Genomic DNA, 20,771 nt, shown 5'->3' with positions numbered 1-20,771 from the left:
TTTGAAAGGATGAAAAATGGAAGAAAACAACAAAAATGAATTTGATGATATTATCTTGCAAAAAAGCAATAAAAGTGAAAAACTTAAAAAAATTTTACTCAGATCGATTATTTTAATTATTGTGTTTTTGGTAGTAATGATAGCAATGAAGTTAATTAATGATCCAGGCGAGGAAAAATCACTACAAATGCCATCAGAGCCGCAAGAGCAAGCTTCTTATGAAAATAATTTTAATTCTTTGCCTATTACAGATAATACTAAAGAAGAGGATGAATTTGAAGCTTTAGCTAGAAAACTGAAAGAAGAAAGTTCATTGGCTGATGCAAATAATACCATAGAGGAAAAACAGGAAATTCCAAGCAATAGTGTATTAGATCAAATTACATCAACAGAACCAAAAGAAGAACCAGCTAAGGTGGAAGAAAAACAAGAAGAGATTAAGCCTGTAGAAAAATCTATAGAAAAACCAATTCAAAAACCTTCTGAAAAATCAAAAACTAATATTGTTGAAAAGCCAAAAGCTCCAGAGCAAAGCAATGCAAATGAATTGTTTGAGAGCATAAAAACACCGCAGACTCAAACACACCTTGCAGCAGGTACTTATATCCAAGTTTTTTCTTTAAGTAGTCTTGATCCAAAGTCCAAAGAATTGAGTATACTTAAAGAAAATGGATATGATTATAAAATTTACAAAACAACAGTAAATGGCAAAGAACTTACAAAAGTTTTAGTTGGGCCTTATAAAGAAAGCGAATTAAAGGCTGAATTAGAAAAGGTGCGTTCTAAAATCGCAAAAGGTGCTTTTACTTTTAGAGTAAAATGAAAATTTTCACAGTTATAGGTGATCCTATTGTGCATTCTAAATCCCCAAGAATGCACAATAATGCTTTACAAGTTCTTAAAAAAGACGCAATATATACAAGATACCATTTAAAAAATAAAGCAAAATTAAAAGAAATTGTTCAAAAATTTGATGGAGCAAATATTACTATACCTTTTAAAGAAGAAGCGTATAAAATTGCAGATTTTTGTGATGAAAGTGTTAAGCAAATAGGATCTGCTAATACTTTGTTAAATAAAAATAACAAAATTTATGCTTATAATACAGATTATCTAGGATTTTTAAAAGCAATTGAAAATTTTTTTTCTATTAAAAATGCTTTGATTTTAGGTGCTGGTGGCACCGCTAAAGCTTTAGCTTATGCTTTAAAATCTATAAATATTGAAGTTGCAATAGCAAATCGCTCTAGTGCTAGATTTGAAAATTTAACCATCTATCCATGTTTTTTATATGATCAACTTGATTTAAATACACAATTTGATTTGGTAATAAATACGACTAGTGTGGGTTTACATGATGAAAGTTTACCTTGTGAAGAAAGGATTTTAAAAAATATTTTTCAAAAAGCTAAGTATGCTTTTGATGTTATTTATAGTAGAGAAACATCTTTTTTAAAGTTAGCACGAGAAAATGGATTAAAAATAAAAGATGGCACGCAAATGCTTTTATGGCAAGGTGTTTTTGCTTTTGAGTTATTTTTAGAGTGTCAAAAAACAGAAGAAATTTATAAAGCCATGGAGATGGCTTTAAAACTTCCTTAGTGACTAAACCAAGATTTGATTTTATCAAACAAGCTTTCTTGTTCTATAAAAGCTTCCTCATTTTCTAAGCCAAAGCTTTTTTCAAGTTGCAATAGTAGATTTTTTTGTTCATCAGTAAGTGTTTTTGGAAATTTTATTTCAATTTGTACAATATGTGAACCAAGTTTTCCATTGTGAATATTTTTAACACCTTCGTTAGCTAATTCAAATTTTTGTTTATCTTTTGCACCCACTGGAAGTTTAAGATCAGCTTCTCCTCTTATGGTGGAAATTTTAATTGTCTTTCCAAGAGCAGCTTGGGTAAAAAATACAGGTACTATGGTATATATATCATCATCATGTCTAATAAATTTATTATCATCTTCTACAACGATTTTGATATACAAATCACCTCTTTGAGAAGAATTTGGAAGCTTATTTGCTTTGTTTTGCACTCTAAGACTCATACCACTATCAATACCTTCTGGTATATCAAGTTCTATATGATCTTTTATTTCTTCATAACCATTTCCATGGCATGTTTTACACTTATTTTTTATTATTTTCCCACTGCCCTTACAATGATCACAAGTTTGTACAAAAGTCATAAAACCTTGTCTAACACCAACTTGTCCTTTTCCTCCACAATGAGAACAAGTATCTTCTTTTCCATTTTCTGATCCACTACCATTGCATATTTTACAAAATGTTTTATAGGTAAAATCAATTTCTTTTTTGCAGCCAAAAACAGCCTCTTTGAAGCTAATCTTTACCGCTATTTTTAAATCATGTGGATATTTATTTTCCCTTTCTTTTTTACGCGTTGAGTTTCCAAAACCAAATCCATCTCCAAAAAAACTTGAAAATATATCCCCTAAATCAACATCTCCAAAACCACCAAAACCACCGGCCTGTCCTTTTAATCCTTCTTTGCCGTATCTATCGTATATACTTCGCTTTTCATCATTACTAAGTACTTCATAAGCTTCATTGACAAGTTTAAATTTTTCTTCAGCTTCTTTATCTCCTTGATTTCTATCAGGATGATATTTTAATGCCATTTTTCTATAAGCTTTTTTTATAGTTTCTTTATCTGAAGTTTGAGAAATTTCTAATATTTCATAATAATTAAGTTCCACTTTTTTCCTCTCTTGAAAAATTAATATTATAATTTTAGCAAAAAAATAAATGAATAGTTAAATTATGTGTTATAATATTAAGTTTGTAACATATTTTCACTAATAAGGGGTAGAGATGATTAATGTTTTAATGATCGAAGATGATCCAGATTTTGCAGAGTTTTTAGCAGAATATTTGGCCCAATTTAATATCAAAGTTACTAATTATGAAGATCCGTATTTGGGAATGAGTGCTGGTATAAAAAATTATGATTGTTTAATTCTTGATTTAACTTTACCTGGACTTGATGGTCTTGAAGTTTGTCGCGAAATAAGAGAAAAATATAGCATTCCTATTATTATTTCTTCAGCTAGAAGCGATTTAAGTGATAAAATTGTAGGACTTCAAATAGGTGCGGATGATTATCTACCAAAGCCTTACGATCCTAAAGAAATGCATGCAAGAATTATGAGTTTAATCCGTCGTTCAAAACGCGTAAATGAAACTCCTGAAAAAATAATTAATTCAGCTTTTAAAATTGACGAAAAAAGACATGAGATTAGTTACAATGAAGAGGTTTTAATTTTAACTCCTGCTGAATATGAAATTTTAAGTTATATGATAAGACAACATGGATTTTCAGTTAGCAGAGAGCAGCTTGTGTATCACTGCAAAAGCTTGAAAGATAAAGATTCTAAAAGTTTAGATGTAATTATTGGTAGGCTTAGAACTAAGATCGGCGATAGTTCGAAGGCACCAAAGCATATTTTTTCAGTTAGAGGGATAGGATATAAATTAATAGGATGAAAGTAACTATTAATCTTAAGATTACCGTTCTTTTCGCAACGGCTTTTTTGTTTGTTTGTGCTTTGTTTGTGCTCTTGGGTAAGGTTCAGGTTGATTCTTATTTAACCAATGAGCAAAATAGACAAAAAGAAATTGTAGAAAAAATTATATATAATTTAGAAAGAAAAGAAGGTTTTTCAATTCATGATTATCTTCTTTCTAAGTCTTTTAAAATAGTTGAAAATGAACGCAGTGCAAAACATATAGTTGCAAAAGGTGAAAAGGTGCTTAAGGTTAATTCTGCTTACGGTAGTTTTTCTTCTATTATTTATCATAATCAAATTTTTTTTTATGTTGAACAAGTTAATTTAAAGCAGCTTTATGAGCTAAATGCATCTACGCGTTTAGAGTATTTGTTTTTACTAAGTTTCTTTTTTAGTTTGATTTTGATTATATTTTTATATTTTTCTGTTTTAAGATCTTTAATGCCTTTAAAAATTTTAAAAAAGAAAATTAAAAATATTAGTGCTGGAAAAATAGAACCTTTATCCGAATATTCACAAATTAATGATGAGATTTCAGAAATTTCTTTTGAATTTGATCATGCTATTAATAAAATACAAGAATTAGTAAAATCAAGACAATTTTTTTTAAGAATGATTATGCATGAACTTAAAACACCTATTGGAAAAGGTAGGATAGTTTGTGAGATGCTAGACAATCAAAAGCAAAAAGACCGCTTAGTAGCGATTTTTGAAAGACTTGAATTATTGATTGATGAATTTGGTAAAATTGAAAAAGTTTTATCTAGAAATTGCCAGCTAAATTTGCAAACTTATCATTTGAGCTTAATTTTAGAGCAGGCTGAAGATTATCTCATGAGAGATGATTTTTATCAAAAAGTTAAGATTTCTTACAAAGAAGATACTATGATTGTTGCTGATTTAGAACTTTTTTCCTTAATGCTTAAAAATTTGATTGATAATGCTATTAAATATTCTGACGATAAAGCTTGTGAGATTATATGTTCAGGGGACTATGTAATTGTTAGAAATAAAGGGGTTCAACTTAAAAAAACTTTTGATTATTATTTGAAACCTTTTGTAAGAGAACAAAATACTCAAGTTGAAGGTATGGGATTAGGGCTTTATATTATCAATAATATTTGCAATCTTCATGGTTATAATTTAACTTATAGTTATGAAGATGGTTATCATATTTTTAAGATTGTTTTTTCAAGGTTAAAATGACTTGAAAGATTTAGAAAAATTTAATGAATTGGTAAATGCATTTTCTGCATTGCCTACTATCGGTAAAAAGTCCGCATTAAGACTTGCTTATTATGTTTGTATAAAAGATCCTTTACTAGGTTCTAAACTTGCTTATAGTATTGAAGAATCCATTAGAGGAATTAAAAAATGTATACAATGCGGGGCTTTAAGTGAAAATGAATTATGTGAAGTTTGTTCTGATATAGAAAGAAATAATAATATTATTTGTATAGTGCAAGATCCTAAAGATGTATTAATTTTAGAAGATAGTAAAAGCTATGATGGGCTTTATTTTGTACTAGAAAATACTAACGAAGAAAATATTACTAAATTAAGAGTAATGATTGAAAACAAAAATACTAAAGAAATTTTTTTCGCTTTTACTCAAGGCTTAAATTCAGATGCTGTAGTTTTTTTTATAGAGGAAAAATTAAAGGATTTAAATTTGAGTTTTTCCCAAATAGCCCAAGGTATTCCAAGCGGTGTTAGTTTGGAAAATGTCGATTTTATATCTTTACATAAGGCTATTAATCATAGAACTAAACTTGATTGATATATTTTTTAAGTAAAATTATCCATTCATTTTTGCTAATGTCATTTATAATTTCATCGGCAAAATCGCAATTTTTAACTCTATTTTTGGTAAAAAGTAAAATTTTATTTTGTGAATTTTGTATTTTATACTCATGTAGTATTTGAGTAAAATGTAAAATATCGAACTTTATGACTTCATAATCAACCAAAATTAATCTAAAATTTAATTTTAAAGCATTCTTAAAATCACTTAGGCTATCTACGATTTGATTATTTGAGCAAAATTGATTGGTTATATTTAAAATTAGATTATTTTCAAAACTAGAAGATTTAAAAATCAATACATTGTATAAATTTGCTATTTGATAACTTTCTTCTTTAAAATTTGTACTTAAAAAATTGATAAGATCTTTGACATTGACATCTACAAATGTGTAGTTTAGCGTATTTTTTATTTTCTTCTTTGAAATAATAAAGGAATATTTTTTCTCTACTTTTTGAAAATCATCAAAAATTTCACTACTAATGCCTATATCTAATAAAATACATTGTAATAAAAAATTTTCAATCATATCATCATTTACAATGCATGCGTGGATATTCTTAAAAATAATATTTTTTGTTTTTGTATTTATTTGATATTTTTTTAAAATCGGCTTTAGTGTAATGGAATTTTCTAATCGCATATAGTTAAAACTTTGAATAAGATATTGCAAGTTTTTTTGTAAAAGTTTGTTTTGTATTTTTTGATCTTGCAATTGTTTTTGCGTTAGCTCAAATGATGTTTTTAATTTTTCTTTTAGATCTATTAAAGAGGTTGAACTTGATATTTTTAAAAATTTTTCTATTTCTTGAATAATGATATTATCTTTTTTAAGTTTTTGATTTTTTATGATTAAATAAATACATGTAGCGATAAATATTAAAATACTAATAGAGGTATAAATATAGAATAATTTTTGATCAATTGGATATAAAAAATAATAATTTAAAAAACATAAAATTAAAGTCAAAAGACTAATAAATAATATCATAAATTTTCCTTGATTAATTTAGCTGTCTTTGCATTGGAAAGTGATTTTAATTCATTAAAATCGGCTTTACTGATTTTATCAAAACTACCATAATAATCTAAAAATTTTTTAATATAACCTTGAGAGATTCCAAGTTGTATCAACTTAGAGCTTTGTAGGTCCTGTTTTCTTTTTGTTTTTTGGTGAAAACTAATTGCGAAGCGATGTGCCTCATCGCGTAATTTTTGTAAAAATTGCAATTTTTTATCATCGGTAGAAAGTTGAATTTTTCCTTCTTGAGTATAAATTTTATCTTTTGCACTTCCTTTTGCTCTATAAGCTTTAGCATCTATTTTTTCTTTAGATATAGCTAAAATATCCACATTTGCTCCAGAACTTTTAATAATATCATTTGCTAGTTTCAATAAGGCATTCCCACCATCAATCAGCCATAAATCAGGCGGTGGATTTTTATCAAAGGATAAAGCTCTTTTACTAAGAATTTGAAGCATTTGATCATAATCATTTTTATAAGATAAATAATAGTGTCTATAAGAGCTTTTATCAAATTTCCCATCTTTGAAGGCTACTAAAGCACCTACAATTGCATCACCTTGCATATGAGAATTATCAAAAATTTCTATATGATTGGGATAATTTTGCAGATTGAAAAAATCTTTTAATTCTTTTAAAAATAAATAACTCTCATTTTTTAAATGCTTTTGTATGTTTATTTTTGCATTTTCTAGAGCAAGCTCGCATAGGGCTTTTTTTTCACCAAGTTTTGGCGATTTAAGGTAAAATTTTTTAGAAAATCTCTCGCTGAGTAGATCTTGCAGTAGCTTCATATCTTCAAAATCTTTGTGTGTATAAATATGAGTTGATTTTATTGGAGATTCTTGTGTGTAATTTTCTAGAATATATTGTTTATAAATTGCATTTAAGTCAAATTCGTTTTGATTATTAAGAGCTAGTATTTTATGATTTGAACTAATGATTTTACCATTATTTATTACAAAACGCACCATGGAGAGTATGTTTTCTTCGCAATAAATAGCATAAATATCAAAATCTTCTAATTTTGCAAGGTCTATTTGTATTTTTACACTTAAATCTTCAATTGTTTTAATTTGATCCCTTATAAGAGCTGCTTCTTCGTAGTTTTCACTCTTTGCGTATTCAAGCATTTTATTTTCTAAATTTTTTGTTAAAGATAAGGGATTTAAAAGAGCTTGTGTGGCTTTTTGGATAATTTTTTCATATTCTTGTTTGGAAATTTTTTGCTCGCACGGACCTTTGCAACGCTTAATCTGATAAAAAAGACAAAGTTCTTTGCAAGATTTCTTTTGTCTTAGCTCAAAAGATAAATATAAAGCATTTAAAAGCTCTTTTGCACCTTTAAAAAACGGACCAAAGTATTTTATTTTATTTTTTTTGATGATTTTTCTTGTAATCTCAAATCTTGGAAAATCTTCGTTTAAGTCTATATAAATATAAGGGTAGGTTTTATCATCTCTTAATAATATATTGTATTTTGGGTGTAATTGTTTTATAAAAGAATTTTCTAGTATTAAAGCATCGGCCTCGCTCTTTGTGGTAATAAATTCTAAATGATGGGTCTGACTAATCATCTTTTGAATTCTTAAACTATTGCTAGGATTTGGGCAAAGATTTGGAGTGAAATTAAAATAACTTCTAACGCGGTTTTTTAAATTCTTGGCTTTACCTACATATAAAAGCTTACCTTGTATATCAAAATACTGATACACGCCAGGTAAATTAGGCAAGGTTTTGAGTTCATTTTCAAGCATTTTTTATAAGCTTTCGTAGTTCTTCAAATTTATTATATAAAATAGGATTTTCAAAATGGTTTTTAAAATTTCCATTAGAAAGTTCTAGATGAGTTTTTTTATGTGCACTAAAAGTATTGTTTTTGGATATAAAGTTTTTGTCGCTAAGTATTTTTATATTTTCCACTTTTGCAAAATTACTCATTGGCTTAGCTAAAATATAGTTTTTTATGAGACTTTTAATCATTTTTTTGGTATTATCGTGATTAAGCTCCATATATGCAATGTGGTGTTTAACTAAAATAATCAAAGTATTATTTTTTATAAAGAGTTTAGTAATCATTTGTTGGTGATTATGGTTAAACAGTTTTAAAAACTCTTTATATTGCAAAAGTGCTTTTAAAGGTCTATAATGTTTATATTTTTCAGAATTAGCAAATATATCAATAACATCACAACTTGTTTTAATATCATTTTTAACTTCCATTTAATTATTGTAACATTTTTTTTATTAATATTTTTAAGTGCATGTGGTTATAAAGCTGCTCCATTTTATGAAATAAAAGATAATAATGGCAGCGTAAAGGAAATAAAAAAATTCCAATCTTTGGAGAGTGAAATATGAGTAGAATACTTTTTTTACTTTGTTTTAGTATTAGCTTTTTATTAGCAGGTCAAACTCATGAGTTAAATTTGGCTTTTAGTGCTTTGGGTATAGGTGTTTTAATAATTTTTGTATTGGGGTATTATTTTATAGCAGCAGAAGAAAAATATCATATCAACAAAACTAAGCCTGCTTTGTTTATAGGAACATTTTCTTTTATTGTCATTGGTATATATATGGTAGTAAATGATTTAGACACACAAATACTTGAAGAAAGTGTTAATCATCTTATCTTGGAAATCGCACAAATTGTGTTTTTCTTAATAGCAGCAATGACTTTTATAGAAGCATTAATAGAAAGATCGGTTTTTGAAACTTTAAAATATAAGCTTGTAAGCAGGGGTTATACTTATAGAAAATTATTTTGGCTAACAGGAATTTTGGCTTTTTTTATCTCTCCGATTGCAGATAATCTTACCACAGCTTTGATTTTATCTACTGTGCTTTTAACTATAGATAAACATAATAAAGAATTTTTAATCCCAGGTGCTATAAATATTGTAGTAGCAGCTAATGCTGGTGGAGCTTGGTCGCCATTTGGTGATATTACTACTTTGATGGTTTGGACGGCAAAAAAAGCTACCTTTTTTGAATTTTTTGCTCTTTTTCCTGCTTCTTTTATTGGATGGTTTCTTACGGCTTATTTGCTATCGCGTTATGTGCCTGATGTTGAGCCAAATTTTCATAAAGATAATCTAGAAAAAGTTGAAATTAAGCCAGGTGGTAAAGTATTTATTGTGCTTGGTTTTTTAACTATCGCTTTAGCAGTTTTTATCCATAGTATTTGCGATTTGCCTGCAATGTGGGGTATGATTTTTGGTCTTTCTTTGCTCAGCTTATATATGTATTTTTTCAATAGAAAACAAGGTAAAAAAGATTTGAATATTTTTCATTATATGACGCGTATTGAAATGGATACTTTATTATTTTTCTTTGGAATTTTATCTGCTGTGGGCGCTTTACATTTTGTTGGATGGCTTGCTTATGCTTCCGATCTTTATACAAAATTTGGAGCTACTAGTATTAATATAAGCGTAGGATTTTTATCTGCTATTGTAGATAATGTTCCAGTTATGAGTGCGGTATTAAAAGCTAATCCAAGTATGGATGATACTCAATGGCTTTTAGTAACTCTTACAGCAGGAATTGGAGGATCATTAATAAGCTTTGGCTCAGCAGCTGGTGTGGGGGTAATGGGAAAAATGAAAGGAATTTATACTTTTAATTCTCATTTAAAATATGCATGGACGATTTTAGTTGGATATATAGTATCTATTATAGTTTGGTATATACAATTTCAATTGTTAAATTTATAAAGGAGTTAGATGAAAAAAGCAGATATTTTGGTTTTGGACTTTGGTTCGCAATATACACAGCTCATTGCAAGAAGATTAAGAGAGCAGGGCGTATATGCAGAAATTTTACCTTTTAATGTAAGTTTAGATGAAATTAAAATTAAAGAGCCTAAGGGTATTATTTTAAGCGGTGGACCGGCTAGTGTATATGCAAATGATGCTTATTTTTGTGATAAAGGTGTTTTTGATTTAAATATACCAGTTTTAGGAATTTGTTATGGTATGCAACTTATGGCACATCATTTTGGTGCAAATGTAGCTCCAGCAGGTCATAAAGAATATGGCAAAGCAACTATAGATATTCAAAATGATAGTGACTTGTTTAAAAATTTACCTAAAAAACAAACAGTATGGATGAGTCATTCTGATAAGGTAGAAAATTTACCACAAGGTTTTGAGGTTTTAGCAACAAGCGAAAATAGTCCTTTTTGTGTATTTGGAGATGAAAAGCGTAAATTTTTTGCTTTACAATTTCACCCTGAAGTTCAACATAGTGAGTTTGGAAAAAGCATCTTAAAAAATTTCGCTAAGTATGCATGTAATTGTGATAGTATATGGAATATGGGATCTTTTGCAAAAACTCAAGCGCAAAAAATTAAAGAAGAAGTAGGTAATGATAAGGTATTATGTGCTGTTAGTGGTGGGGTTGATAGCAGTGTAGTGGCTGCATTACTAGCAAGTGCGATAAAAGATCAAGTGGTAGTAGTATTTGTTGATAATGGTCTTTTAAGAAGCGGTGAAAAAGAGCAAGTTGAATATATGTTTAGACATACTTTAGGTATTGATCTAATTAGTATTGATGCTAGGGAGATTTTTTTAAGTCGCTTAGCAGGTGTTAGGGATCCTGAACAAAAGAGAAAAATTATAGGAAATACCTTTATAGAAGTTTTTGAAGAAGAAGCTAAAAAACATAAAGATGTAAAATATTTAGCACAAGGAACTTTATATACTGATATTATTGAAAGTTCGGTTGTAGGGGCTAGTAAAACCATAAAATCTCATCATAATGTGGGTGGGTTACCTGAAAAGATGAATTTAAAACTTATTGAACCTCTAAAAGAAATTTTTAAAGATGAGGTAAGAGCTTTAGGAATAGAACTTGGCTTGAGTAAAGATGTAGTTTATCGTCATCCCTTCCCAGGTCCAGGGCTTGCTATACGCATTATGGGTGAAGTAAATGAGCCTAGTTTGGAGCTTTTGAGAAAAGCTGATGTGATTTTGATTGAAGAATTAAAAAGCAGTGGTTGGTATGATAAAACATGGCAGGCTTTTTGCGTGCTTTTAAATGTGCAAAGTGTTGGCGTAATGGGAGATAATAGGACTTATGATAATGCAGTTTGTGTGCGTGTGGTGAATGCAAGTGATGGTATGACAGCTACTTTTTCTCATTTACCTTATGAGTTACTAGAAAATATTTCACGCCGTATTATTAATGAAGTAGAAGGAATTAATCGTGTGGTGTATGATATTTCTAGTAAGCCGCCAGCGACTATTGAATGGGAATAGTTATTTAGTGCAAAAATAAACAAAAGCAGGAGGGAGATTTTGCCAAATGATAGGTGAAATTTCTACCTTGCTAAAAGTAGTAAAAAGTTTTTTCTTAAAAGCTCTTCCTTTTGGCGTGGGCAGTATATATGCAAATGTTGCAAAGCAACCATTTTCCTCTAAAACTTCATGAATGGATTTTAATAATAAATCTTGTTCTTTGGGATTTAATAAAGCCCAAGGAATTCCAGAAATAATTAAGTCTGCGTTGTTGATTGCTCTTTTTTCTAACATATCAGGTAGAAATTCCGCTGATCTAATTTCTAAATCTATATTTTTTATATTTTGTTGTAGTTTTTTTGCCATATGTGGATTAATTTCAACTGCAAAAAATCTTGCATCATGATTTTTTTGCTTAAGGATATATTTGGTAAAACTTCCTGTTCCAGGTCCTATTTCAATAATATTTTTTGCATGTTGGACATGAGAGGTTATGAGTTTGCTTAGTTTTTTTGAGCTTGCACAAAATGCTCCTGTTTGCTTTGGATTTTTAAAGTATTGATATAAAAACATAGATTAAATACCTAAGATAGTTATTTTTAATAAATTTTAAAATATTATTGTAAATTTATGAAAACAAAGTTAAAATAAGAATTTAATTTTTCTTTAGATCAAGGATTTGGATATGCATGGAAAAATAATGGTTTATGTGGATGGTACTGGAAGAGGAACAGTAATTAATCTTGCAAAAACATTTTTTGAATTTAACAAACATGCTTGGCACGATAAAAGAAGCATGCCAACGGTTGGTATGTTTGTTGAGTTTAGATCCGATGGAAAGCATATTACAGATTTAAGACCTTCTAAATTTCAAGAATTTGGAGATAATGATTTTATCAAAGAAAGAGATTTTTGGAAAACAGATAGTGATGATGAATTGGAGGATTTAAGACTAACAAGGCGTGATGCTTATGTTCAAGAGCTTTATAGAGAAACCGATTATGATAATCTTGATAAGATTACTCTAAATTTGACTATCCCACAAGCTATTCAAAGGTATTTTTATAATGAAACACTATCAATCAATGCTGTGAAAGATATTAATACAGATGAGGTGCCATATATTATAGATTTTTTTGCTATGAAGCGTTTTTTACATAAAGCTTTGGATACTTTGCTTTTTTCAGATAATACCATTAACCAAGCTGACTTTTCTGCTATGAAAAATATTATAGTACATCTTGAAATGGCTTATAAAGATATGAAAGATAAACAAAAACATATCAACATGGAGCGTTTGTATGATGAAGTCTTTTTGTCTCATCAATGTCATTACCAAGCACTTCTTGCTTCGATCGACAATAGGAAAAATAGAAAATTAGCACTTGATCGCCAAATGAGTACTTTGATTACAGATATTAAATCAAAACAAGCGAGAATAGAAACAGAAAGTGGCAAAAAACGACAAGAATTTGAAGAAATGATACAAAGTAAAAAACAAAAGCTTGTTGAAATAAAAAATGAAGTAGATTATTTTACAAAAAGCATTGAAAAATTAGAGGCAATGAGAAAGTCTTTCTATGAAAAAAATCTTACTATTTTTAATAATAGTTTTAATATGGCTAGAGAGAAACTTTTTGAGAAAATTAAACAAGGTTTAAATATATGTGCTACAAAATTAGATATAGAAATTTGGAAAAAATCTTTAAAATCAACAAGTATAAAAAATTCTTATTTTAAAACTGCAAGCGAAATTTCTTTCTGCACTCTTTCTTTTGCTGAACTTTATTTAAATAGATTAAATAAACATGCACTAAATCCAAATGATCAATTATTGCTTTCTTATGTTAAAAAAGTAAGAAAAGAATGTGAAAAAAGTTTTTTAATAGTTACTTCCAATCCTGATTTATATGTTAATATGAAAATCCAAATTTTTGCAATGAATCCTTATTATGTTGTTAAGCATGCACCTAAAAAAGTAAATTATCAAGGATTGATGAAAAATACTGAATTTGATATAGTTTATGTAGATGAAAAAACTATTTGGGCATCTGTTGCTGATGTTATTTTAGAAGGAAAGTATTTTTTAAAAAAGGACTCCAAAACTAAATTCAAAATTTTATAAAAATCCTTTTAAACCCTATTTTTAAGTTTTCTTAGTTATAATTAGAATGCCTAAATGGTTCGATATGGTATTAAAGAGGATCCAACACATTAATTATAAGCTGTGATGTGTGATTTACCGTGTTCTGTGACTTCGTTTGAGTTTTGAAAAAAAAGCGAGAAGCTGCAGCCTTTAAAAATCACCTAATGGCATACTTTGACTTTTTGAGGGTCAGACACTTATACTCCGGCCATTTGGGTTTTGATATTTTAAGGAAAATAATGAAAATTTTAATATTAGGAAGCGGTGCTAGGGAATATTCTATCGCTTTGGCTCTTCAAAAAACAAATGATAATTTGGAATTTTATTTTGCACCAGGAAATGGTGCTACCGCTAAAATAGGAACAAATCTTAATATGAAAGATCCTAAGGTTATTACAGCTTATGCAAAGGCATCTGAGATTGATCTTTGTATAGTTGGAAGTGAAAATTTTCTAGCAGAGGGTATAGTAGATCTTTTTAAAGAAAATAATATTGCTATTTTTGGTCCTACTAAAGCTGCTGCTATGCTTGAAGCTTCAAAATCTTATATGAAGAGTTTTTTAAAAAAATATAAAATTAAAACAGCTAAATTTTTAAATACAACAGATTATGAGAAAGCTAAGAAATTTATTATGAGTTTAACTCCTCCTATAGTGGTAAAAGCAGATGGTTTGTGTGCGGGCAAAGGTGTGATTATTGCTCAAAGCCATGAAGAAGCTTTAGAGGCTACTAAAAATATGCTTAGCGGAGAGAGTTTTGGTGAAGCCGGTAAGATTGTTGTTATAGAAGAATATCTCAACGGATTTGAATTAAGTGTATTTGCAGTTTGCGATGGAGATGATTTTATATTGTTACCTGCTGCACAAGATCATAAAAGATTACTGGATAATGATAAGGGACCAAACACAGGAGGAATGGGTGCATATGCTCCAAGTATTTTAGCAAGTGAAAATTTATTAGAGCAAGTAAAAAAAGATATAGTAGTACCAACTCTTAAAGGTATGAAAGAAGAGGGTGCTGAATTTGTTGGAGTGTTGTTTATAGGTTTGATGGTTGTAAATAATAAACCTTATGTTTTAGAATACAATGTGCGTTTTGGTGATCCTGAGTGCGAAGTTTTGATGCCTTTGATAGAAAATCCTTTGGATTTATTTTTAGCATGTGTGAATAAAAATCTTGCAAATACTCGTATAAAAATCAAAGATGAATTTGCAGTAGGTGTGGTTTGTGCAAGTAAAAACTATCCTTATAAAGATTCTCCAAAAGCATTAATTGATATAGGAGAAATTCCGCAAAATTCTCATATTTCTTATGCTGGAGTAATTTTAGAAAATAACAAACTATATGCTAGTGGTGGTCGTGTATTAGTTTGTGTAGGAACTGGAAAAAGTATTGAAGAAGCGCAAAAAAACGCTTATATGCTTTGTGATAATGTTCATTTTAAAGGAAAACAACATAGAAAAGATATTGCTTTTCAGGTTCTTAAATGAGCGCAAATCAAGAATTATTTGACAAACTAGAAAAAGAAGAGCTAAAAATAGCAAGTTTTAAAAAAAGATTTTTAGCTTATATTGTTGATAGTTTTGTGATTTTAGCTATTGTGAGTATTATTTTATTTGATAAGATTAGTTCTATGCAAACTTATGATGAAATTCACAATCTTTTAATACGTTTTGCTGGTGGAACTTTAATTTTGCAATTTACATATCATAGTTTATTTACATATTTATATGGCGCAACTTTAGGAAAAATGCTTTTGAAGATTATGGTTATTGATCAAAACTTATTAGATAAACCAAATTTCATTCAAAGTGCTTTAAGAGCAGGTGTGAGGCAAATTAGTGATATGTTGTATGGTTTGGGTTTTGCTTGGGCTTTAAGCAATATCGTTTTAAAAACTTGGCATGATTATGCGGCCAAAACAGTGGTGATAGATCTTGCGTAAAATATTACTTTCTTTGGCTTGCATAGGAAGTTTATATGCTTCTAAAGTAGATATCTATGCTTTGGATGTTGTTAAAAAAAATGATATTATAGAGGCAAAAAATAATGTAGTTGTGGTATCTGATTTTTATTTGATAACTGCAAGCGAGGCTAAATTTAATGAAACAACAAAAGATTTGGAGCTTTTTGGAGATGTTAATATCTTAAGGGGGCAAAAAGAAAGAACTAATTCTACTTATACGAAGATTAACTTAAAAGATAACACTACAGCTTTTAAAAATTTATTTTTTTCAAATAATGATTTGGAGGTTTGGCTACAATGTCATCAAGCTAAAATTGATGACAAATTTGTAATGAGTAAAAAGTCTGTTGTATCTAGTTGTAATGTTGAAAATCCTGATTGGGAAATTCGTTTTGATGAAGGCAAATTAAACAAAGAGAGTAATTTTTTACATCTTTATAATGCAAGATTATATGTAAAAAATGTTCCGGTGATGTATTTACCTTATTTTGGTTTTAGTGTAGATACTAAAAGAAAAAGCGGATTGTTAATTCCCCAAGTAGTTTTAAAACAAAGTGAAGGACTATATTATAATCAGCCAATTTATTATGTTATTGATGATAATGCGGACATTCAATTTGAACCTCAGATTAGAACAAAAAGAGGTTATGGCTTATACTCAACTTTAAGATTTATTGATACCCCTTATTCTCAAGGTGAAATTAGCGGTGGTATTTTTGGCGAAAAATCAAGTTATAAAAGAGAAGAAAATTTAAAAAATAAAGAACACTATGGTTTGGAGGTTAAATATTCAAATGAATCTTTATTTAAAAGTCTTTTAGGTAAAGAATTTCAAGAGGGGTTATGGGTTGATGCTACTTATTTAAATGATGTTGATTATATGAATTTAAGTTCTAGCGCAAAAACCGAAGCTTCTTTAGTTACTTCTAAAATAAATTATTTTTTATCAGATGATGATAATTATTATGGTGCTTATGCAAAGTATTATATAGACACTTCTAAAATTAGCAATAAAGATACTTTACAAGAATATCCATCTTTTCAATATCATAGATATTTAAATGGATTTTTTGATAATTATATACAATATAGCTTGGATGCTTCTTTTCATAGGTATTATAGACATACGGGTATTTATGCTAAAACTTTAGATTTTGATTTACCTTTAATTTATCATACGAGTTTTTTTGATGATTTTTTAAATTTTGCTTTCACAGAAAGGATATATGCAAATTTTGTAGATTATTCTAATACAGATGTTAAAAATCAAGAACATTTATTTAGAAATTCTCATAATTTTTCTCTATATACAGATCTTTCAAAGCCATATGAAAATTTTTATCATACTCTATATTTAGGGGTTAATTATTTTCTACCTGGAGCTAAATCAGGTGAAATCACTGAAGATTTTGTAGAGTTAAAAAATGGTCCTGAGCAACTTAATTTTTCAATGTATCAGTATTTTTATAATACTTTAGGCAAAAAAAAATTATATCATAACTTGAAGGTTAAATACTTTACTAAAGAAGGTAGCTTTGGTGCTTTTGATAATGTTGTAGAATATTTTTACAATGATTATATAAGTTTAAGAAATGAAGCTGAATATTCTGGAGCTGATAATCGTTTTGATAAGGTTTTTAGTGAAGCTTTGTTTGATTATGGTAAATGGAAGATTAGTTTAAACCATGCTTATAGAATGTATGAAAATGAAAAATATAATTTTATAGGAACTAAAGCCCAATATGATATAAATACTAATTATCAAATTTTTGGCGGATTGTGGTTTGATTTGAACAAAGATCCTGAAAAATGGGAAATAGGTTATACTTATCAAAGAAAATGTTGGAATTATTCTTTGATGTATCGCAAAGATATTTCACCTAAACTTACAAGTGGTGGTATTAGTGCTAAAGATCAAAGTGGTGTATATTTTATGTTTAATTTTTATCCATTAGGCGGGGTATCTTATGATTTTTCTTTAGAGGAAAATGAAAGGTCGATATGATATTTTTTGAAGATGAAAAAGATGCACTTGAGAAATTATATGATATATTACCATTAAACAAACTAAAAGATTATATTATTATTACACCTTCTTTAAAATCGATAGTTTTTGTTGATGCACTAGCACAAAAATTAGAAATTCCATATGATTTTTTATTTACAGAACAAATTAAAGCTCCTAATAATGATGAATGTCAAATAGCTATGATTAGTGAAACAAAGGAGTTGGTTTATAATGAGGCTTTAGTTAAAGCTTTTGATATAAGTTTAGATTATATTTATGGTGAAGCCAATAGAACCTACGAAGAAAAAATTTTAAAAAATGTGTATCGTTATAGAAAAGGAAATCTTTTAAAGGATTTAAAAGGAAGAAATATTTTAATATTGCATGAAGGTTGCGAAAGTGGAATTACTGCTTCTTCATGTATTAAAAGTTTGTTAAAAGAAGAAGTAAATAGTATTGTTTATGCTACTGCTTTAATGCCAAGTGATGTATATGAATATATCGGTGTTTTTGTAGATGAGGTTTATTGTGTGCAAAAAATTGATCATTTTGTGAATATTGAGTTTTATTTTAAAAATAAAACGATTTTGCAAGCTCATGAAATTTTAGATATTTTAGAAGAAAGTAAATATTATCTTCCATTAAAGAGATAAATTTATATCTAAACAATCGGTTGTTTAGATATAAATTTATAGGCAAAACAAAAACAGGCTTTTTAAGTTTTAATTTTTAAAATTTAAAAAGCTTATTTGGTTTTTGCCTATGATGAAAATATTAAAGGAAAAATCATGCGACATGAAATAAATATTAATAATCATCTTGAAATATTTGAGACTAATAAGGTTGCAAAACAAGCAGCGGGTGCAGTTTTAATGCAAGAAAAAAATGCTGTAGTTTTGGCAACTGTTGCTAGAGAAGAAAAAATGGTAGAAGAGGATTTTTTACCTCTTACGGTACAATATATAGAAAAAGCTTATGCGGCAGGAAGAATTCCAGGTGGTTATGTAAAAAGAGAAACTAAACCAGGTGATAATGAAACTTTAAGTGCAAGGATTATAGATAGAAGCTTAAGACCTCTTTTCCCAAAAGGCTATGCTTATCCAACTCAAATTGTAGTAATGGTTCTTTCTGCTGATCCTGAAGTAGATCTGCAAGTGATGAGTTTAAATGCCGCAAGCATTGCTTTATATTTAAGTGATATTCCTATAAAAGCGCCAGTTTGTGGTGTAAGAATAGGTCGTATGAATAATGAATTTGTTTTAAATCCAAGCAATAGTGAATTAAAAAATAGCACCCTGGATCTTTATGTGGCGGGTGTTAAAGATGAGCTTTTAATGATAGAAATGAGAGCTTTAGCAAACAAACAAAATGGTCAACATTGTATGAATGAGCTTAATGAGGATGATGTTTTAAAGGCTTTAGAATTTGCAGGTAATGCGATTTTGCGTGGCTCTAATGAATATGAAAGAGTTTTTGCTGCTTATAGAAAAAATTCCAAACTTGAATTTAAAATAGAAACAGATGGTGGTAAAATTGTTGATTTTATTAAAAATTCTTATACCTCAAAGATTAAAATTGCAATTAACCAAATGGCAAAAAGTGAAAGAGCAAGTGAAATCTCACAAATAGCAAAAGAGATTGAAAATGAAGCTAGCGCTATTGAAAATGAATGGAAAATTGAAGATATTGAGAAAGCTTTATATTTGTGCAAAAGAGAACTTGTTAGAAGTCAAATTCTTAATGAAAATAAAAGGGCGGATGGTAGAGGCTTGAAAGATGTTAGAAAGATAGATATAGAGACAAATATTCTGCCAAATGCACATGGATCGTGTCTTTTTACTAGAGGGCAAACTCAAGCTTTAGTTATAGCTACCTTGGGAAGTGATAATGATGCGCAAATGTCAGATTTGTTAACAGAAAAAAATCCTATATGCGAAAAATTTATGGTAAATTATAATTTTCCAGGTTTTTCCGTAGGTGAGGCTACTCCTATAAAAGCTCCAGGTAGAAGAGAGTTAGGGCATGGAAATTTAGCAAAAAGAGCTTTACATCCTAGTATTGATACGGATTATATTCATACTATTCGTTTAGTGTCTGAAATTTTAGAAAGTAATGGTTCTAGTTCTATGGCTACTGTTTGTGGTGGTGCTTTGGCTTTAAGAGCCGCAGGGGTAAAAAGTGAAAAACTAGTGGCAGGTGTGGCAATGGGACTTGTTTTTGAAGATGAAAAATATGCTATTTTAACAGATATTATGGGTCTTGAGGATCATGATGGAGATATGGATTTTAAAGTAGCAGGAAGTTACAAGGGAATCACTGCTTTGCAGATGGATATAAAACTTGGCGGTATAGAGCAACAAGTTTTAAAAGAGGCTTTATATCAAGCAAAAGAAGCTAGGGAGCACATTTTACAATTAATGGAAGAGGCCAATCAAAACATAGTTGTTAATGAAGCAATTTTACCAAAGATTGAAATTTTTAATGTAGATCCAAATAAAATCCCTGATATTATTGGCCAAGGTGGTAAAACTATAAAAGAGATTATAGAAAAATTTGAAGTTAATATTGACTTAGATAGAGATAAAGGTGAGGTTAAAATAGCAGGAATTAATCATGATTTTATTTCTCAAAGCAAAGAATATATATTAAATTTAGTTCATTCTAAAGGTTCTAATAAAAAGCGCGATAGAAAAGAAGTGCCTAAATTTGATATCGGAGAAGAATTTATAGGAAAAGTTCAAAAAGTTGTAGAATTTGGAGTTTTTGTAGAACTTAGAGATGGCGTAGATGGTTTATTGCATAATTCTAAATTCAAGGAAAAGTTAGAAATTGGTAACGAGGTTAAGGTTAAGGTGGCAGAAATTAAAAATGGAAAAGTGTCATTGGACTTAGCTTAATCGTTTAAATTTAAGCATATTTAAGAATATGCTTAAATTTTTATTTTAGATCTTGACAAAAAAATATTCTTTTGGCATAATTTCATTTTTTGATTGTCTCGTTAGCTCAGCCGGTAGAGCATCTCCCTTTTAAGGAGGGGGCCGTTGGTTCGAATC

General features: G+C 28.7%; 18 protein-coding genes. 13 read left to right on the top strand and 5 right to left on the bottom strand.

From position 1 onward, the window contains the following. Positions 1 to 16: 16 nt before the first annotated feature. Both L8W40_RS06890 and L8W40_RS06885 read left to right on the top strand, forming a co-directional pair. Positions 17 to 823 (top strand): SPOR domain-containing protein, encoded by an 807-nt coding sequence (locus tag L8W40_RS06890; protein ID WP_263665031.1) that lies wholly within the window; start codon positions 17 to 19, stop codon positions 821 to 823. Further along, the gene (locus tag L8W40_RS06885) at positions 820 to 1,602 is read left to right on the top strand and encodes a shikimate dehydrogenase (RefSeq protein ID WP_263665030.1); all 783 of its coding nucleotides are present in this window, start codon (positions 820 to 822) and stop codon (positions 1,600 to 1,602) included. The genes L8W40_RS06890 and L8W40_RS06885 overlap by 4 nt, the downstream gene beginning before the upstream one ends. Here the strand turns inward: L8W40_RS06885 and dnaJ are convergent. Then, positions 1,599 to 2,720, bottom strand: coding sequence for a molecular chaperone DnaJ (gene dnaJ, locus L8W40_RS06880; RefSeq protein WP_263665029.1), 1,122 nt, complete (start codon positions 2,718 to 2,720; stop codon positions 1,599 to 1,601). The genes L8W40_RS06885 and dnaJ overlap by 4 nt on opposite strands. Positions 2,721 to 2,835: 115 nt before the next feature. On the opposite strand from dnaJ, the gene L8W40_RS06875 reads away from it, so the two are divergent. The 3 genes from L8W40_RS06875 to recR are packed head-to-tail and all read left to right on the top strand — an operon-like array spanning position 2,836 to position 5,310. Further along, the gene (locus tag L8W40_RS06875; RefSeq protein WP_066006696.1) at positions 2,836 to 3,507 is read left to right on the top strand and encodes a response regulator transcription factor; all 672 of its coding nucleotides are present in this window, start codon (positions 2,836 to 2,838) and stop codon (positions 3,505 to 3,507) included. Next, the gene (locus L8W40_RS06870; protein ID WP_220567174.1) at positions 3,504 to 4,736 is read left to right on the top strand and encodes an ArsS family sensor histidine kinase; all 1,233 of its coding nucleotides are present in this window, start codon (positions 3,504 to 3,506) and stop codon (positions 4,734 to 4,736) included. Before L8W40_RS06875 ends, L8W40_RS06870 begins: the two co-directional genes overlap by 4 nt. A 1-nt stretch (position 4,737) precedes the next feature. Next, entirely contained in the window at positions 4,738 to 5,310 is a 573-nt protein-coding gene (gene recR, locus L8W40_RS06865) for a recombination mediator RecR (protein WP_263660753.1), read from the top strand. Here the strand turns inward: recR and L8W40_RS06860 are convergent. From L8W40_RS06860 to L8W40_RS06850, 3 genes are read right to left on the bottom strand one after another with little or no spacing between them, the layout of a single operon-like run. Continuing rightward, positions 5,297 to 6,325, bottom strand: a complete 1,029-nt coding sequence (locus tag L8W40_RS06860) for a hypothetical protein (RefSeq protein ID WP_263665028.1) — start codon at positions 6,323 to 6,325, stop codon at positions 5,297 to 5,299. The genes recR and L8W40_RS06860 overlap by 14 nt on opposite strands. Next, the gene (uvrC, locus tag L8W40_RS06855; protein ID WP_263665027.1) at positions 6,322 to 8,115 is read right to left on the bottom strand and encodes an excinuclease ABC subunit UvrC; all 1,794 of its coding nucleotides are present in this window, start codon (positions 8,113 to 8,115) and stop codon (positions 6,322 to 6,324) included. Before uvrC ends, L8W40_RS06860 begins: the two co-directional genes overlap by 4 nt. Beyond that, positions 8,108 to 8,581, bottom strand: a complete 474-nt coding sequence (locus tag L8W40_RS06850) for a hypothetical protein (protein WP_263665026.1) — start codon at positions 8,579 to 8,581, stop codon at positions 8,108 to 8,110. Before L8W40_RS06850 ends, uvrC begins: the two co-directional genes overlap by 8 nt. Positions 8,582 to 8,715: 134 nt before the next feature. Here L8W40_RS06850 and nhaD point away from each other — a divergent pair, with 134 nt between their 5' ends. After that, positions 8,716 to 10,074 (top strand): sodium:proton antiporter NhaD, encoded by a 1,359-nt coding sequence (nhaD, locus tag L8W40_RS06845; protein WP_263665025.1) that lies wholly within the window; start codon positions 8,716 to 8,718, stop codon positions 10,072 to 10,074. A gap of 9 nt (positions 10,075 to 10,083) precedes the next feature. Continuing rightward, complete coding sequence (gene guaA, locus L8W40_RS06840; protein WP_220567179.1) at positions 10,084 to 11,619, top strand: glutamine-hydrolyzing GMP synthase; 1,536 nt, start codon at positions 10,084 to 10,086, stop codon at positions 11,617 to 11,619. On the opposite strand, the gene L8W40_RS06835 is transcribed toward guaA, so the two are convergent. Beyond that, positions 11,620 to 12,171 carry a class I SAM-dependent methyltransferase gene (locus tag L8W40_RS06835; RefSeq protein WP_263661656.1) on the bottom strand — a complete coding sequence of 184 codons (552 nt, stop codon included), beginning with the start codon at positions 12,169 to 12,171 and terminating at the stop codon, positions 11,620 to 11,622. It abuts the gene before it with no gap. Positions 12,172 to 12,283: 112 nt separating this feature from the next. Here L8W40_RS06835 and L8W40_RS06830 point away from each other — a divergent pair, with 112 nt between their 5' ends. The 6 genes from L8W40_RS06830 to L8W40_RS06805 all read left to right on the top strand — a co-directional run bounded on the left by L8W40_RS06830 (position 12,284) and on the right by L8W40_RS06805 (position 20,615). Beyond that, the gene (locus L8W40_RS06830) at positions 12,284 to 13,723 is read left to right on the top strand and encodes a hypothetical protein (RefSeq protein ID WP_133319879.1); all 1,440 of its coding nucleotides are present in this window, start codon (positions 12,284 to 12,286) and stop codon (positions 13,721 to 13,723) included. A gap of 260 nt (positions 13,724 to 13,983) precedes the next feature. After that, positions 13,984 to 15,234 carry a phosphoribosylamine--glycine ligase gene (gene purD / locus L8W40_RS06825; protein ID WP_263659811.1) on the top strand — a complete coding sequence of 417 codons (1,251 nt, stop codon included), beginning with the start codon at positions 13,984 to 13,986 and terminating at the stop codon, positions 15,232 to 15,234. After that, on the top strand, positions 15,231 to 15,689 hold the full coding sequence (locus L8W40_RS06820; protein ID WP_133319881.1) for an RDD family protein: 459 nt from the start codon (positions 15,231 to 15,233) through the stop codon (positions 15,687 to 15,689). The genes purD and L8W40_RS06820 overlap by 4 nt, the downstream gene beginning before the upstream one ends. Then, on the top strand, positions 15,679 to 17,715 hold the full coding sequence (locus tag L8W40_RS06815; protein ID WP_263665045.1) for an LPS-assembly protein LptD: 2,037 nt from the start codon (positions 15,679 to 15,681) through the stop codon (positions 17,713 to 17,715). The genes L8W40_RS06820 and L8W40_RS06815 overlap by 11 nt, the downstream gene beginning before the upstream one ends. Beyond that, a complete protein-coding gene (locus L8W40_RS06810; protein WP_133319883.1) occupies positions 17,712 to 18,371 on the top strand; it encodes a phosphoribosyltransferase in 660 nt (219 codons plus the stop codon). The genes L8W40_RS06815 and L8W40_RS06810 overlap by 4 nt, the downstream gene beginning before the upstream one ends. Before the next feature lie 135 nt (positions 18,372 to 18,506). Continuing rightward, the gene (locus L8W40_RS06805) at positions 18,507 to 20,615 is read left to right on the top strand and encodes a polyribonucleotide nucleotidyltransferase (RefSeq protein ID WP_263665024.1); all 2,109 of its coding nucleotides are present in this window, start codon (positions 18,507 to 18,509) and stop codon (positions 20,613 to 20,615) included. Positions 20,616 to 20,771 lie beyond the last annotated feature (156 nt).

It is taken from the genome of Campylobacter sp. IFREMER_LSEM_CL1846, from assembly GCF_025772105.1.
Lineage (GTDB): Bacteria > Campylobacterota > Campylobacteria > Campylobacterales > Campylobacteraceae > Campylobacter_D > Campylobacter_D lari_D.
This window is presented reverse-complemented; position numbering and strand designations above follow the sequence as displayed.